Here is a 14458-nt window from a genome sequence, read left to right on the forward strand (position 1 = left end):
GATCAGGCCCGGCAGTCCCGGGCGAGCCGCGGCGGGATGGCCACGAAGGTGGAGTTGAGCCACTTCACCGGGGCGCTCGACCCGGCCCCGGCGTCGATCTTCTTCGCCGCGTCGGCGACCAGCGCCCGGATCTGCGGATCATCGGCCCGGGCGGCCTGCCGCCGTACGTCGTCGGCCAGGTCGGCGAGGTTCTCCCGCAGCTGCGCCTCGACCTGTTCGGGGGTGAGTTCCTGCCGGGTGGCGGCGGCCGAGTCGGCGGCGATCTCCCGGCTGCCCTTGAGGATCAGCTCGTCGACGGCCCGGCAGACCGAGGCGGTGTTGGCCGCGGTCAGCGGGGACGGGGAGGCGCTGGGGGTCGGCTCGGTGGTCGCGGCGGGCGTGGTGGCGGTGGCGGCGGGGCTGGTCGGGGCGGCCTGCGGCGTACCGGCCGGGTCGTCGTCGCCCTGGCAGCCGGCGGTGAGGGCGGCGACCGCCGCCAGGGCGAGGGCGGCGGTGGTGGCGGTGGTGCGGGTCATCGGCTTCCCCGTTCGGTCGTCGGCCACCCCGGTCGGGCGGCGCGGGTCGGCGCGGGTCGGGGTCCGCTCACCCCACCCGCCGCCGCGCTGGCGCAGGGTCTCGGCGGGGCGTCGTCGGAGGCAACGAGCCGGCCGCCGGGCGGGAAACGCCGCCCGGACGACGGTAACCCGGTCACGCTCCGCAGCCGGGTGGGCCGGGTGCCCGTCGGGCGGGAGCGGGACGTCGGGCGGGGCCGTCGGGCCGCGCACACGACGCCGGACCGACCAGTGGTCGGTCCGGCGTCCTGCGGTCGTACGGTCAGCTCTTGAAGGCGTCCTTGATCTTCTCGCCGGCCTGCTTGAGGTTGGCGCTGGCCTGGTCGTTGCGGCCCTCGGCCTCGAGGCTCTCGTTGTCGGTGGCGCGCCCCACGCCCTCCTTGACCTTGCCGGCGGTGTTCTCGGTGGCGTTGCCGATCTTCTCGTCGTAACCCATGTCGAGCCTCCTCGTCAGCAATTCGTCCAACGCACCTGAGGTACCCCGACGTCCGATTCGGGAAACCAGCCGGGTCTTACCGAATCACCCAGCGTGATCGACAGCGCTCCGGAAGCGGCGCAGCCGGAGGCTGTTGGCCACCACGAAGACCGACGAGAAGGCCATCGCCGCGCCGGCGACCATCGGGTTGAGCAGCCCGGCGGCGGCCAGCGGCAGGGCGGCCACGTTGTAGGCGAACGCCCAGAACAGGTTGCCCTTGATGACGGCGAGGGTGCGGCGGGAGAGCCGGATGGCGTCGACCGCCGCGGTGAGGTCGCCCCGGACCAGGGTCAGGTCGGACGCCTCGATCGCCACGTCGGTGCCGGTGCCCATGGCCAGCCCGAGGTCGGCCCGGGCCAGCGCGGCGGCGTCGTTGATCCCGTCGCCGACCATGGCGACCGTCCGCCCCTCGGCTTGGAGCCGTTCGACCTCGGCCACCTTGTCGGCGGGCAGCACCCCGGCGATCACCCGGTCGATGCCCACCTGGGCGGCGACCGCGTGGGCGACGGTGGCGTTGTCCCCGGTGAGCAGCACCGGGGTGAGGCCGAGGGCACGCAGCCCGGCGACGGCGGCCCGACTGGTCGGCTTCACCACGTCGGCGACCGCGAGGGCGCCGCGGGCCCGACCGTCCCATCCGGCCAGCACGGCCGTCCGGCCGGCGGCCTCCGCGTCGGTCACCGCCCGCTCGGCCGCCTCGGGTACGTCGAGTCCCCGCTCCCGCAGCAGCCGGAGCCGGCCGACGACCACCTCGTGCCCGTCGACCGTGCCGGTGACGCCGAGCCCCTCGACGTTGGCGAAGCCGGTGACCGGCGGCAGCGCGCCCGCCTCGGCGGCGGCCACGGCGATCGCCCGGGCGATCGGGTGCTCGGAGCCGGCCTCCAGCGCCCCGGCCAGCCGGAGCAGGTCGGCCCGCTCCTCGCCGGGCGCGGGGAGCACGTCGACCAGGGTCATCCGGCCGGTGGTGACCGTGCCGGTCTTGTCCAGCACGACGGTGTCGACCTGGCGGGTCGACTCCAGCACCTCCGGTCCCTTGATCAGGATGCCGAGCTGGGCGCCCCGGCCGGTGCCGACCAGCAGCGCGGTCGGCGTGGCCAGGCCCAGCGCGCACGGGCAGGCGATGATCAGCACGGCGACCGCGGCGGTGAAGGCGGCGGTCGGTCCGGCGTCGGCGCCGAGCCACCAGCCGAGGGTGCCGACGGCCAGCGCGATGACGATCGGCACGAAGACGCCGGAGATCCGGTCGGCCAGCCGCTGCACGGCGGCCTTGCCGGTCTGCGCCTCCTCCACCAGCTTCGCCATCTGGGCGAGCTGGGTGTCCGCGCCGACCCGGGTGGCGGTGACCACCAGCCGGCCGCCCGCGTTGACGGTGGCGCCGACCACCGGGTCGCCCGGGCCGACCTCGACCGGCACCGACTCGCCGGTGAGCATGCTGGCGTCGACGGCGGAGGTGCCCTCGTCGACCGTGCCGTCGGTGGCGATCTTCTCGCCGGGCCGGACCACGAACCGGTCGCCGACGGCCAACCGGTCGACCGGGATCCGGGTCTCCACGCCGCCGCGCAGCACCGCGACGTCCTTGGCGCCGAGCTCCAGCAGGGCCCGCAGGGCCGCGCCGGCGGTGCGCTTGGAGCGCGCCTCGAAGTAGCGTCCGGCCAGGATGAACGTGGTCACCCCGGCGGCGGCCTCCAGGTAGATGTTGCCGGCGCCGCCGCCCCGGACGATGTCGAGGCTGAACGGGTGGGTCATCCCGGGCATCCCGGCGTCGCCGAGGAAGAGCGCCCAGAGCGACCAGCCGAAGGCGGCGAGGGTGCCGAGTGAGACCAGGGTGTCCATGGTGGCCGCGCCGTGCCGCAGGTTGATCCAGGCGGCCCGGTGGAACGGCAACCCGCCGTAGACCACCACCGGGGCGGCCAGCGTCAGCGACAGCCACTGCCAGTAGGTGAACTGCCAGGCCGGCACCATGGCCAGCAGGACCACCGGCACGCTCAGCGCCACCGACGTCCAGAGCCGGTTACGCAGGCCGCGCAGCTCGTCCACCGGCTCGCCGGCCGGTTCGGTCCCGGCCGGGGTGGGCGGGGGCGGCAGCACGGCCGTGTAGCCGGTCTTCTCCACCGTGGCGATCAGGTCGTCCGGGGTGACCTGGTCGGCGTACGAGACGGTGGCCTTCTCGGTGGCGTAGTTGACGGTGGCCTGCACGCCTTCCATCCGGTTGAGCTTCTTCTCGATCCGGGCGGCGCAGGAGGCGCAGGTCATCCCGCCGATGGCCAGCTCGATCCGGTTCGCGGCGACCGGCAGGGACTTCGCCGTGGTGTCCATCGCGGCACCTCCTCGGTGTCAGCTGTGCCCGTGCCCCGGTTCGCCGTGTCCGGCCTCCGGGGTGGGTGTGGTGGTGGGGGCGGCCGGCGCACCGCTGGCCGGGGTGCCGGCCAGCACGGTGAACTCCGCCGTGTGTACGGCGTCGCCGTGCCGGAAGTCCAGGTAGAGGCGGTAGCTGCCGGCCGAGGGCACCTCGGCGGAGAAGGTCACCGCGGGTCCGGCGGGGGTCCGCCCGTCGTCGGGCGTGCCCTCCGGGTGCACGTGCAGGTACGCCAGGTCGCCCTGGCGCAGCGCGACCAGGTGGCCGTACGCGCCGAGGTGGGGCTGGAGGTCGGTGACCGGCCGGCCGTCGCGCCGCACGGTGAACGTCAGCTTTCCGGTGCGCCCGGGCTCCGGCGTGCCGGCCAGCGTGACGGTGTAGCCGTCGACGGTGGTGCTGGTGGCCGGGGCGGGCAGCGGCCGCGCCTCGACCGCGCCGGGGACGGTCACGTCGACGCCGAGGGTCAGCGGCCGCGCCCCGATCGGGGTGAAGTCAGCGAAGGCCCGCCAGGCGCCGGGTCCGGCCAGCGGCGAGGCGACCCGCCAGGTGCCGTCGGTCGACATCTCGGGGTGGACGTGCCGGAAGCCGGAGAGGTCGCGCCGGGCGACGATCAGGTGCATGCGCCTGTCGTGGGCCACGTCGTAGCGGGTGACCGGGCGGCCGTCGGGGCCGGTGATCCGGAAGGCGAAGTCGCCGGCCGGCGCGGTGACCGGTTGCAGGGTGTAGCCCCGCTCGGAGACGAGCAGCCCGCCGGGGAACCGCTCGTCGTCGGTCGACTCCGGGCCGGCACCGGTGTCGTGGCCGCCGGCGTCGTGGCCGGTGGCGGGATCCTGGCGGGTCTCGGCGGCGGTGGTGACGGGGCCGGTCAGGTGACCGACCCCGTACGCCGCGCCGAACATCGCCGCGAGGCCGAGGGCGAAGCCGCTCAGCTTCGTCGCCGTGTTCATCGTGGCGTCTCCCGTCACGCCCCGACGAGGTCGTACCCGGCCTCGTCGACGGCGGCGCGGACGGCCTCCGGGTCCACCGGCTGATCGCTGGTGACGGTGACCCGGCCGGAGGCCAGGTCGACCTGGACGTCGTCGACGCCCGGAATCGCGCGGACCTCCGTGCTGACCGAGTTGACGCAGTGCCCGCAGGTCATGCCCTGCACCTGGTACGTGGTGGTGACCATGGTCGCTCCCCTTCCGTCGCTCCCATCCTATACCCCCCAGGGGTAGCCGGACGGGAGATCGCCGTCACGTGTTCCGTACCGTTACCCGGTGGGGGTATCAGCCGGCGAGAAGGACCGTAACATACCCCTCAGGGGTACGCTATCCTCGTCGTCATGACCGCACCGACCACCCCGACCCGGGGCTACACCGCCAGCAAGGACCAACTGCTCGCGCGGCTGCGCCGCATCGAGGGCCAGGTCCGCGGCATCGAGAAGATGGTCGAGGACGACCGCTACTGCATCGACGTGCTCACCCAGATCTCCGCCATCCAGGCCGCCCTGGACAAGGTCGGCCTGGGCCTGCTCGACGGGCACGCGCGGCACTGCATGCACGAGGGCGCCGCCGAGGGGCGCGCCGACGAGATGGCCACCGAGATGATGGCCGCCGTCGGCCGGCTGATGAAGCGCGGCTGACCGGGACCTCCGACCCCGTCGACCGGGTCGCCCGACCCGGCCCGGACGGGCCGGCTCGTCGTACGGTCGAGGTGGCGACGGGGTCCCGCGCCACCCGGCGCCGGACCGACCGATCCCAGGGCACGGACGGGAGGGCGGCCACATGATGTGGAACGGCCCGATGATGGGCTGGATGTGGATCTGGTCCCTGCTGGGGCTGGTGGTGCTGGTCGGGCTGATCTGGGCGATGTTCCGGCTAACCGACCGCGAGCGCGGTCCGGCCGCTTCCGCCTCGGCCCGACGGATCCTCGACGAGCGGTACGCCCGGGGTGAGATCGACGACGAGGAGTACCGCCGGCGGCGCGGCAGCCTCGCCTGAGCGTCGACCCCGCCGGGCGGCGTCGGCCCGACAACCGGCGGCGCGTCACCCCGACGTGCCGCCGGACGGCTGAGTGACCTGCGACCGGAGGGGGCCTGGCTACCATTCCCAGCGATGCTCCGCGGTCCGCGGTGAACCGACCCGGCCGCTGAGCCGTACCCCGCTGGAGAACGTCAGGAGACTTCGCCATGGGCGCCGACCACGGTCATCCCGCGCCGCCCGCCCCACCCCGGGTGCGGCGGATCCTCGTCGCGACCGTGGTGCCGCTCCTCGTGCTCACCGTGGTCGCCGCGGTGGCGCTCTGGCCCCGGGCCACCCCGGACCGCGACCCCGGCTCCGACGTGCCCCGCCACCACGGCACGGTGTCCCGGGTGGTCTCCCAGGAGTGCCCGCCGGGCCCGGAGACCCCGGCGGGCGGTCCGACCGGGCGGGACGGACCGTGCGGCACGGTCACCGTACGCGTGGAGCAGGGCCCGGACGCCGGACGCGAGGTCGAGGCCCCGCTGCCGGCCGGGCCGGGCGCCCCGCGGGTGACCGCGGGCGACGAGATCGTCCTGGTGAAGCTCGCCGACCCGGCCGACCCGACGGCGAGCAGCTACCAGATCGCCGAGCACCAGCGTGGGGCGCCGCTGGTCTGGCTGGTGGTGGTCTTCGCCGCCGCCATCGTCGCGTTCGGCCGGTGGCGCGGGCTGGCGGCGCTCGGTGGCCTGGCCGCGAGCTTCGCCGTCCTGCTCGGCTTCGTGCTCCCCGGGATCGCCGCCGGTGGGTCGCCGCTGCTGATCGCCGTCACCGGCTCCGCCCTGATCATGTTCGTGGTGCTGTACCTCACCCACGGGATCACCGCGCAGACCTCGGTGGCCGTCCTGGGCACCCTGGGCAGCCTGGTGCTCACCGGCGTGCTCGGCACGCTGGCCACCGCCGCCACCCACCTCACCGGGTACGGCAGCGAGGACGCCACCACGCTGTCGATGTTCCAGCAGGACGTCGACCTGCACGGCCTGCTGCTGGCCGGCATCGTGATCGGCTCGCTCGGTGTGCTCGACGACGTGACGGTCACCCAGGCGGCGACCGTCACCGAGCTGGCGAAGGCCAACCCTGGCCTGTCCCGCCGGCAGCTCTACCGGGCGGCCACCCGGGTCGGTCGGGCGCACATCGCCTCCACGGTCAACACGATCGTGCTGGCGTACGCGGGCGCCTCGCTGCCGCTGCTGCTCCTGCTGGTCGCCGACTCCCGCCCGGTCGGCCAGATCCTCACCAGCGAGTTCATGGCCCAGGAGATCGTCCGCAGCGCGGTGGCGACGCTGGGCCTGATCGCGGCGGTCCCGCTCACCACCGGCCTGGCCGCCCTGGTGACCACCGCCGGCCGGGGCGCCGGCGACCCCGCCGACACCACATCCGAGGCCCGCCGGCCGGCCGCCGACCGCGCGGTCGCGCTGGAGGCGCTGAGCGCGCCGCGCACCCCCACCGCCCCGGCCCCCGCCCGGTGGCACGATCCGGAGAGGAGTACGGACGACACATGGTGACACTGCGCAGCGTGACCGATTACGCCACCACCGTTGATAAACGTGTCACTGGTTACCGATCGCTACTGCGAAATAACGGTTTTGGTCGGGTTCCGGACGTAGCTCGCATGCCCGGCTCTCGGGTAACCTCGCTGCCGGTCACCGACGAAGGCGCGCTGCGGCGCCTGCGGTGCCACCGCCAAATCGCCGTACGGCGAACCGGGGAACCAGGTATCTGGGGTGAAGCCGCGCGAGCGGCCGGGGCAACTTCCGTCCCGAATCCGTCAGCTAACCCGGTCGGCGGTCGAGGGAAGGGAACACTGTGACGGCACCCCTGCGCCGCTGGCTGACACCGGTGGTGGCCGTGCTCACCGCGCTCAGCATCGTCACCGGCCCGCTGCCGGCTACGGCCGCACCGTCCACCCCCAAGCCATCGGGGCACGAGGAGGACGACGACCCGCCGCTGCTCAACGACGTGCTGGAGCAGACCAACCGGGGCTACTTCAAGGCCAAGGCCCAGCTGGCGAAGTCCAAGAAGAAGCAGCTCGCGCTCTCCCTGGAGGTACGCCGGGCGCAGAACGAGCTGGACCGGCTCACCCCGCAGGTGGGTCAGATCGCCGCCGCGTCGTACAAGACCGGCCGGATCGGCGCGGTGGCCGTGCTGCTGGAGAGCAACACCCCCGACTCGTTCGTCAAGCGGGCCGCCGTGCTCGACGAGATCAACATGGTCAACGAGCAGAAGCTCGCCGAGGTGACCGAGGCCAAGCGCAAGGCCGAGGAGGCCAAGCTGCGCCTCGACGCCGAGGTACGCGAGCAGCAGCGGCAGACGAACATCATCGCCAAGCGCCGCAGCGAGGCGGAGAAGTCGCTGGAGCTGGTCGGCGGCGAGGGCTTCACCGGCGGCCTGGTCGCCGAGACCTCACCGGTCGCCCGGGTCGCGCCCGGCCGCAGCTCCGACGGGGAGTGGCGGCGCGAGTCGTGCAGCGAGGACGACCCCACCACCTCCGGCTGCATCACGCCCCGGACGCTGCACATGTACAAGGAGGTCAAGCGGGCCGGCTTCGACCGCTTCGTCGGCTGCTACCGCCCCGGCGGGCCGTGGGAGCACCCGAAGGGCCGGGCCTGCGACTGGTCGTTGCAGGACAGCGGGTTCAGCCCGTGGCACAACGACGACACCCGCACGTACGGCAACAACCTCGCCGCGTTCCTGCTACGCAACGCGGACCGGCTCGGCATCTACTACGTGATCTGGAACCGGCAGATCTGGTTCCCGGCGACCGGTTGGAAGTCGTACAGCGGCCCGTCCAACCACACCGACCACGTGCACGTGTCGCTGCTGTAGCGCGTGTGCCCGCGTACCACCGGGCCGTCCCGCCGTCCGGCGGGGCGGCCCGCGTCGTCGGCGGGTCGGCCTCAGGCCGTCGGCTGGCCGACCGGGCCGGCCTGGGCGGGCACCGCGGCCGTCCCGCCGGTCCCCACCTCGGCCACCGTGCGCGCCTCGCCGGCGCTCAGCCGGTACGACATGCCGACCACCGCGCACCGGCCGGCGGCCACCGCCTCGGCCAGGGTGGCGGAGTTCGTGAGCAGGGCCTGCACGGTCTGCGCGATGTGGATGTCGACGATCTCGTCGATCTCCTCGACGCCCGCCTCCGCGGCCCGGCGCAGGCTGGGCAGCACGGCGTCCACCACGGCGCCCAGGTGCCCGGGCGGCTGGGTGCCGGTGGCGACGGCCTGCCGGGCGGCCTGCACCGCCCCGCAGGAGTCGTGACCGAGGACCACGACCAGCGGCGTGTGCAGGACCGAGACCGCGTACTCGACGCTGCCCAGCACCTCGGGACCGGCGGTGTGCCCGGCGGTGCGGACCACGAAGAGATCACCCAGGCCGCGGTCGAAGATGATCTCGGCGGCCAGCCGGGAGTCGGAGCAGCCGAGGATCACCGCGAACGGGTCCTGGCCCCCCGCCACGGCGGCCCGCCGGTCGGCGTCCTGATTCGGGTGGTACGGCGCACCGGCGACGAACCGGCGGTTACCGGCCCGCAGTTCGTCGAGCGCGCGCTCCGGGCTGCTCCACGGCATTCGCCTCACCTCGTCCCTCACGTACGCGGGTCACTCGGCCGGCGACGGAGGCGGCCAGCATCCACCGTCACACGCAGCGCAAAGCCCGTCAAGATTTCGTGATACGGATTTCAGGTGTCGCCGTCGCCCGGCCCCGGCGGCGGCACCCCGACCTCTTCCGTCGGTAGGCCCTACCATGGCGGGATGGCGACGACAGCTGGCGAGAACGGAAGCGCCCGGAACTGGACGTTCCTCACCAACCACGGGCACGTGCTGCTGGCCATCGCCCGCAACCCCACCGCCCGGCTGCGCGACGTGGCCGACGAGGTCGGGGTCACCGAGCGGGCCGCCCAGGCGATCGTCGCCGACCTGGAGGCCGAGGGCTACCTCCAGCGCACCCGGGTGGGCCGGCGCAACGAGTACACCGTCAACCCGAGCGGCCACTTCCGCCACCCCGCCGAGAACGACCGCCAGGTGGGTGACCTGCTCGCCCTCTTCACCCCGGTGCCGGCCGTCGAGCGGCCCGACGCCGGCTGACCTGCCCACCCTCCACGATGGCCGGCACACCCCGCCCGTGACCCCGGCGCCGGCCCGTCGGCGGTAACCTCACCTCGTGCGCGAGAGCTCCCCACCGGCCCGGCTTCCGTCGAACCGGGACGTCCGCCCCTGGTCCGTCCTGTGTGGAGCCGCCGCGGTCCTGCTCGGCGCGCTCTGCGCCACCCCGACCCCGGCCCTCGCCGCGCCCGCTCTCGCCACCCCGGCCCTCGCCGCGCCGGTCCTCGCCGCCCCGGCGCCCACCTGCGGGCCCACCGGTGGTCCCGCCCCCACCGAACGGCCGTGGGCGCTGGGCCGACTGAAGCCGGAGGCGGTCTGGCCGATCACCCGCGGCGCCGGTGTCACCGTCGCGGTGATCGACTCCGGGGTGTCGGCGAGCCACCCCACGTTGCAGGGCCGGGTCCGCGAGGGACGCGACTTCAGCGGTCTCCCGCAACGGCAGGGCCGCTGCGACCAGGCCGGCCACGGCACCGTCGTGGCCGGGATCATCGCCGGTCGGGACGACACCGACTCGCCGTTCACCGGCGTCGCGCCGGACGCCGCGATCCTGCCGCTGCGGGTGCTCCCCGACACCGGCGAGACCCGCGACCCCGGGCTGCCCGGTCAGATCGCGCAGGCGATCCGCTGGGCCGCCGACCACGACGCCGACGTGATCAACCTGTCCCTGATGACCGAGCCGACGCCCGAGCTGGAGCAGGCCATCGGCTACGCGCTGAGCCGGAAGGTCGTCGTGGTGGCCGCCGCCGGCAACACGAACGAACAGCAGCGGCGGGACCTGCCGGCGTACCCGGCGAGCTATCCCGGGGTGATCGCGGTGGCCGGGGTCGACGAAGAGGGCGCACACGTCGGCTCCTCGATCAGCGGCGAGTACGTCGACGTCGCCGCGCCCGGGCTGAACCTGATCGGCCCCGCCCCCCGGGGCGCCGGCTACCTCCCCGAGCCCGACGGCGGCACCAGCTTCGCCGCCGCGTACGTCTCGGGCGTCGTCGCGCTGCTCCGCGCCGCCCAGCCCGACCTCACCCCCGACCAGGTCACCGCCCGGCTGACCGGCACCGCCGACAGCCCGCCCGAGGGGAGGAACACCGAGATCGGGTACGGCGTGGTCGACCCGTACCGGGCCGTCACCAGCCTGCTCGGCGTACGCGCCGACCCGCCGCCCGGGGCGATGCCGGCGCCGGCCGCCCGGGAGGACCCGACGGCCTGGCAGCGCACGGTCGCCCTGTGGGTGGCCCTGGCCGGGCTGCTCCTCGCCGCGCTCCTGCTGGTCTCCCGTCCGGTCCTGGCGCACGGCCGGCGGCGCGGCTGGCGGCCCGGACGCCGGCCCACCGCCCCGACCGGCTGACCCCGCCGGAACCGCGAACGGCGACGGGCCACCGGTCGGCGTGACCGGTGGCCCGCAGCGGAGCCCGGACAGGGCTCAGCGCAGCACCCCGGGTGCCCCGCCACCGTCCGCGCCCCACACGTCCTCGTCCTCCTCCAGCCAGGAGTTGCGCGGCAGCTCCTCCTCGCCGTAGCCGGCGCCACCGCCGGCACCCATGCCGGCCATGCCGCCCCGGCCGCCGGCACCCCGGGCACCCGTTCCGCCGGCACCGCGTCCCGCCGCGCCGCCACCACGCCCGGCGCCCGCTCCGGCCGCGCCCGGTCCGACACCGGCCGCGCCGGTGCCACCGCGGCCGGTACCCGCGCCGGCGCCGCCGATCACGCCCCGCCCGGCACCGGCGCCACGCCCCGCGCCCCGGCCACCGGCGCCGGCCGCGCCACCCATGCCCGGCGCCATCCCGCCGCCCATGCCACCCGCACCGACCCGGCCGGCGCCCAACCGTCCGCCCGCGCCCCGGCCACCGCCGCCACGACCGGCGCCGGCCGCGCCACCGCCCATCATCGGCGGCAGGCCCGGATTCACCGGCCTACCGATCCCCCCGGCCAGCAGGCCCGCGCCGGCGCCACCGCCCAGGCCGCCCCCGCCGCTCAGGCCCGCGCCGGCACCGGCGCCGCCGCCCAGGCCGACACCGCCACCGAGGCCGCCGCCCAATCCACCGGCCGAGCCGGTGGGCAGCGGAGCGGCCCCGGCCAGCCCGGTGCTGTAGCCGCCACCCGTGCCGACGCCGCCACCGGCCGCCGGGACGTGGCCGCCGACCGTGCCCGGGTCGAACCCGCCGAGGTCGCCCGACGGGTACCCGCCACCGCCGACGCCGAGGTCGGGGTGGGTACCCGAGCCGACCCCGGTGAGCCCGGACCCGCCGCCGTAGCCGTCGGCCGAGCCGAGGCCCGGCACCGAACCCACCCCGCCCGGCACGCCGCCGCCGGAGATGCCTCCGGTGCCCGGCGAACCGAGACCGCCCGACGGCATCGGACCGACCCCGGAACCGCCGCCGCCACCGCCCAGGCTCGGCGGCGGCGGCAGGGCCGGCGGCGTGTCGCCGATGCTGTCGATCCCGCCCCGGGGGGCGCTGCCCGCCGTCTCCCGGACTCCACCGTCCAGCGCCTGGTAGACCCGGCGCGCGTCGGCCTCCTGGTCGGAGAACCAGCCGGTCACCCAGTCGCCCAGCTGGCCGAGCATCTCCACCGGCGCACTGCCCAGCACGTCGGCCCGAACCTTCGTCTCGAAGAACCCCACCCCCAGGGTGAGTTCGCCGTTGCGGGCGGCCAGCACGTCACCCACGCAGGCCGCCGGGATCGGCATGTCCGCCTGCGCCTTCTCGATCTGCGCGGCGGCCGTCTCCAGCGTGGGCACGATCCCGACCCGACCGGCGCCCGGGTCGCTCACCGCCTCGACCATGCCGTCGATCTGCTTGACCAGGCCGTCGACGTGGCCCTTGAACGCGTCGTACGCCGGGCCCTTCCACGTCCGCCCCAGATCGCCGACGTTCTGCGTCAGGCTGGCCCGCACCTGCCCGACGTTACGGAGGATCTCCTCCCAGTCCAGTGCGGCGCCGCGCACCTCGGCCGGGTTGCCCTCGACGAGGACCTCCCGGGCCATCTCCTCCCAGCTCTTACCGCTCATCGGTCGACTCCCCCGCCCTGGCCCCCGGTGCCGCGCAGGAGCTCGTTCATCCGCTGGGCCGACATGGCGTTGGCCTCCTCCGCGGTCTCGTAGTTGCGCTTGACCGCGCGCAGCGCCTCCGCGGCCGCGTAGAGGTCGTCGGCCAGTTTGCCCAGGCTCCGCCTGGTGCCCTCGTGGACGGCCCGGTGCTGCCCGAGGAGTTCGGTCGCCGCCGGATAGCCGCCGAGCGGTCCGCCGCCCTTGCCGTCGCCGCCCAACCGCTCGGCGATCACGTGCATCTTGGTGGAGAGGCCCCGCACGTACTCGCCGTGCGACTCCAGCCAGGTGGCCGCCGAGTCGAAGCTGGCCGCGTCCCACTCCGTCCGGACACCCGGACCACCGGACAGCTCGCCCGAGACCTGCGCCTGGTCGGCGGTGATCCGGTCGAAGCTGATCCCGCGGATCTGCGCCCCGGGCAGCACCGGGCTGACCGGCAGCGGGACGGGCAGCTCCACGTCCACCCGATCCGGACCGCCGTTGTTCTGATCGCTCATCCGATTCCTCCCCCGAACCCGGTGCTCGACGTGCCTGTCAACGCTGCTGGTCCGCCGGTGGCGCGGGCGGCACCGGCCCACCCGGCGGGTACGGCCGCGGTGGCGCCGGCTGACCGACCGGCCGGTGCTGGTACGGATGCCAGCCACCCGGTGGGCCGGTGGGCCGGCCGGGGCCGGGTGCCCCGCCGACGCCCGGCGGCACCCCGGCCGGCGGATGGTGGCCCGGCGCGGCACCGGCCGCCTTCCGTCGCCTCGCCCGGCGGTTGGCCACGACCAGGGCCACCACCACGGCGACCGCCACCAGCACGCCGAGCAGGCAGAGCCCCACCTGCACGGCGGCCCCCCAGCCGTCGGCCACCCCGAACGACAGGGCCGGCCCGTCGTCCCGCCGGTCCGCGGCGCGGCTCGGGGAGCCGGCCGACGGTTGTGTGCCGCTCTTCGACGCGCCGAGCAGCGGGTTGCCCTCGACGGTGGGCACCGTCGCGGTCAACGCGCGCACCAGGTCGAGGGAGCCGAAGCCGTACTCCGGGTCGCGGCCCGCAGCGCCCTGGTCCCGGGCGGTGCCGACCAGCCGGTTCACCACGTTGGCCGCGTCCAGCTTCGGATAGCGGGCCCGCACCAGCGCGGCGGCGCCGGAGACGATCGCGGTGGCGAAGCTGGTGCCCTGGCTCAGGCCGTAGGCGCTGCCGTTCACGCCCGGCGGGAGCGGGGCCATGATGCTCACCGCGGGAGCCGCCAGGACGGTCTCCGGACCGGTCGCCGAACCGGACCAGACCTTCCCCGAGCGGTCCGTGCCGCTCACCGCGATCACGCCCGGCACGTTCGCCGGGGTCGCCACCTCGTCGAAGCCCTGGCTGCGGTTGCCGGTCCCGGCCACCACGACCACGTTCCTGCTCTGCGCGTACTCCACCGCGCGGGTGGAGTCGACGTTCGAGCCGAAACCGCCGAGCGAGAGGTTGACCACGTCGGCGCCCTGGTCCACCGCCCAGCGGACGCCGGCCAGCACGTCCCACTGGCTGGTCTTCGGGCCGAGCGCCACCGGCAGGATCCGCGCCTGCGGGGCGATGCCCAGCTCCCGGGTCCCGTCACCGCCGCCCCGGCCGGCGATGATCCCGGCGACGGCGGTGCCGTGCCCCTTCTCCCTGTCCGGGTCGGACCAGCCGTTCGCCGGGCCACCGGGATAGAAGCTGCGCCCCGGCAGCAGCTGGCCCTTCAGGTCGGGGTGGCCGGCGTACACGCCGCTGTCCACCACGGCCACGACGACCCCCTGGCCGCGGGTCAGCTCGTGGGCGGCGGGCACCCGCAGGGCGTCCAGATACCACTGCTGGTCGCGGACCGGATAGGCCTGGGCGGGGGCGGGGGCCACCAGCAGCGCGGACGCCCCGGCCAGCACCGCCGCGACCAGGGCCGCGACCGACCGCGACACCCCTCGTGGACGCTTCCCCGTG

General features: G+C 75.3%; 15 protein-coding genes and 1 riboswitch. Of the genes, 6 read left to right on the top strand and 9 right to left on the bottom strand.

All coding sequences use genetic code 11. From position 1 onward, the window contains the following. Positions 1–2: 2 nt before the first annotated feature. From GA0070564_RS04715 to GA0070564_RS04735, 5 genes are all read right to left on the bottom strand, one after another. On the bottom strand, positions 3–515 hold the full coding sequence (locus GA0070564_RS04715; RefSeq protein ID WP_091602944.1) for a hypothetical protein: 513 nt from the start codon (positions 513–515) through the stop codon (positions 3–5). Positions 516–813: 298 nt separating this feature from the next. Beyond that, positions 814–987 carry a CsbD family protein gene (locus GA0070564_RS04720; protein WP_091602947.1) on the bottom strand — a complete coding sequence of 58 codons (174 nt, stop codon included), beginning with the start codon at positions 985–987 and terminating at the stop codon, positions 814–816. 84 nt (positions 988–1071) lie between these two features. Further along, positions 1072–3339, bottom strand: coding sequence for a heavy metal translocating P-type ATPase (locus tag GA0070564_RS04725; protein WP_091602949.1), 2268 nt, complete (start codon positions 3337–3339; stop codon positions 1072–1074). Positions 3340–3357: 18 nt separating this feature from the next. Beyond that, positions 3358–4326, bottom strand: coding sequence for a hypothetical protein (locus tag GA0070564_RS04730; RefSeq protein ID WP_091602952.1), 969 nt, complete (start codon positions 4324–4326; stop codon positions 3358–3360). Between the two features lie 14 nt (positions 4327–4340). Next, entirely contained in the window at positions 4341–4550 is a 210-nt protein-coding gene (locus GA0070564_RS04735; protein ID WP_091602955.1) for a heavy-metal-associated domain-containing protein, read from the bottom strand. 153 nt (positions 4551–4703) lie between these two features. On the opposite strand from GA0070564_RS04735, the gene GA0070564_RS04740 reads away from it, so the two are divergent. The 4 genes from GA0070564_RS04740 to GA0070564_RS04755 all read left to right on the top strand — a co-directional run bounded on the left by GA0070564_RS04740 (position 4704) and on the right by GA0070564_RS04755 (position 8205). Beyond that, a complete protein-coding gene (locus GA0070564_RS04740; RefSeq protein WP_046568942.1) occupies positions 4704–5003 on the top strand; it encodes a metal-sensitive transcriptional regulator in 300 nt (99 codons plus the stop codon). Between the two features lie 172 nt (positions 5004–5175). Beyond that, positions 5176–5361, top strand: a complete 186-nt coding sequence (locus tag GA0070564_RS04745; protein WP_245669806.1) for an SHOCT domain-containing protein — start codon at positions 5176–5178, stop codon at positions 5359–5361. Positions 5362–5549: 188 nt separating this feature from the next. After that, positions 5550–6884 carry a YibE/F family protein gene (locus tag GA0070564_RS04750; protein WP_091602961.1) on the top strand — a complete coding sequence of 445 codons (1335 nt, stop codon included), beginning with the start codon at positions 5550–5552 and terminating at the stop codon, positions 6882–6884. A 166-nt stretch (positions 6885–7050) separates the two neighbouring features. Then, positions 7051–7181: riboswitch (cyclic di-AMP (ydaO/yuaA leader) on the top strand. Between the two features lie 4 nt (positions 7182–7185). Then, positions 7186–8205 (top strand): coiled-coil domain-containing protein, encoded by a 1020-nt coding sequence (locus GA0070564_RS04755; protein ID WP_091602964.1) that lies wholly within the window; start codon positions 7186–7188, stop codon positions 8203–8205. A 71-nt stretch (positions 8206–8276) separates the two neighbouring features. Here GA0070564_RS04755 and GA0070564_RS04760 read toward each other — a convergent pair whose 3' ends face one another. Further along, complete coding sequence (locus GA0070564_RS04760; protein WP_091602967.1) at positions 8277–8939, bottom strand: carbonic anhydrase; 663 nt, start codon at positions 8937–8939, stop codon at positions 8277–8279. A 183-nt stretch (positions 8940–9122) separates the two neighbouring features. On the opposite strand from GA0070564_RS04760, the gene GA0070564_RS04765 reads away from it, so the two are divergent. Next, complete coding sequence (locus GA0070564_RS04765) at positions 9123–9455, top strand: helix-turn-helix transcriptional regulator (protein WP_091602970.1); 333 nt, start codon at positions 9123–9125, stop codon at positions 9453–9455. A gap of 76 nt (positions 9456–9531) precedes the next feature. Continuing rightward, positions 9532–10815 carry a type VII secretion-associated serine protease mycosin gene (gene mycP, locus GA0070564_RS04770; protein ID WP_091602974.1) on the top strand — a complete coding sequence of 428 codons (1284 nt, stop codon included), beginning with the start codon at positions 9532–9534 and terminating at the stop codon, positions 10813–10815. 75 nt (positions 10816–10890) lie between these two features. Here mycP and GA0070564_RS30155 read toward each other — a convergent pair whose 3' ends face one another. Genes GA0070564_RS30155 through GA0070564_RS04785 form a run of 3 tightly spaced genes read right to left on the bottom strand, consistent with a single transcriptional unit; the run spans position 10891 to position 14436 of the window. Beyond that, the gene (locus tag GA0070564_RS30155; RefSeq protein ID WP_091602977.1) at positions 10891–12477 is read right to left on the bottom strand and encodes a WXG100 family type VII secretion target; all 1587 of its coding nucleotides are present in this window, start codon (positions 12475–12477) and stop codon (positions 10891–10893) included. After that, a complete protein-coding gene (locus GA0070564_RS04780) occupies positions 12474–13010 on the bottom strand; it encodes a hypothetical protein (protein ID WP_091602980.1) in 537 nt (178 codons plus the stop codon). Before GA0070564_RS04780 ends, GA0070564_RS30155 begins: the two co-directional genes overlap by 4 nt. A gap of 37 nt (positions 13011–13047) precedes the next feature. After that, a complete protein-coding gene (locus GA0070564_RS04785; protein ID WP_176730543.1) occupies positions 13048–14436 on the bottom strand; it encodes a S8 family serine peptidase in 1389 nt (462 codons plus the stop codon). Positions 14437–14458: the final 22 nt, after the last annotated feature.

Origin of the sequence: Micromonospora mirobrigensis, assembly GCF_900091555.1 — a bacterium.
In the GTDB taxonomy this organism is placed as follows: domain Bacteria; phylum Actinomycetota; class Actinomycetes; order Mycobacteriales; family Micromonosporaceae; genus Micromonospora; species Micromonospora mirobrigensis.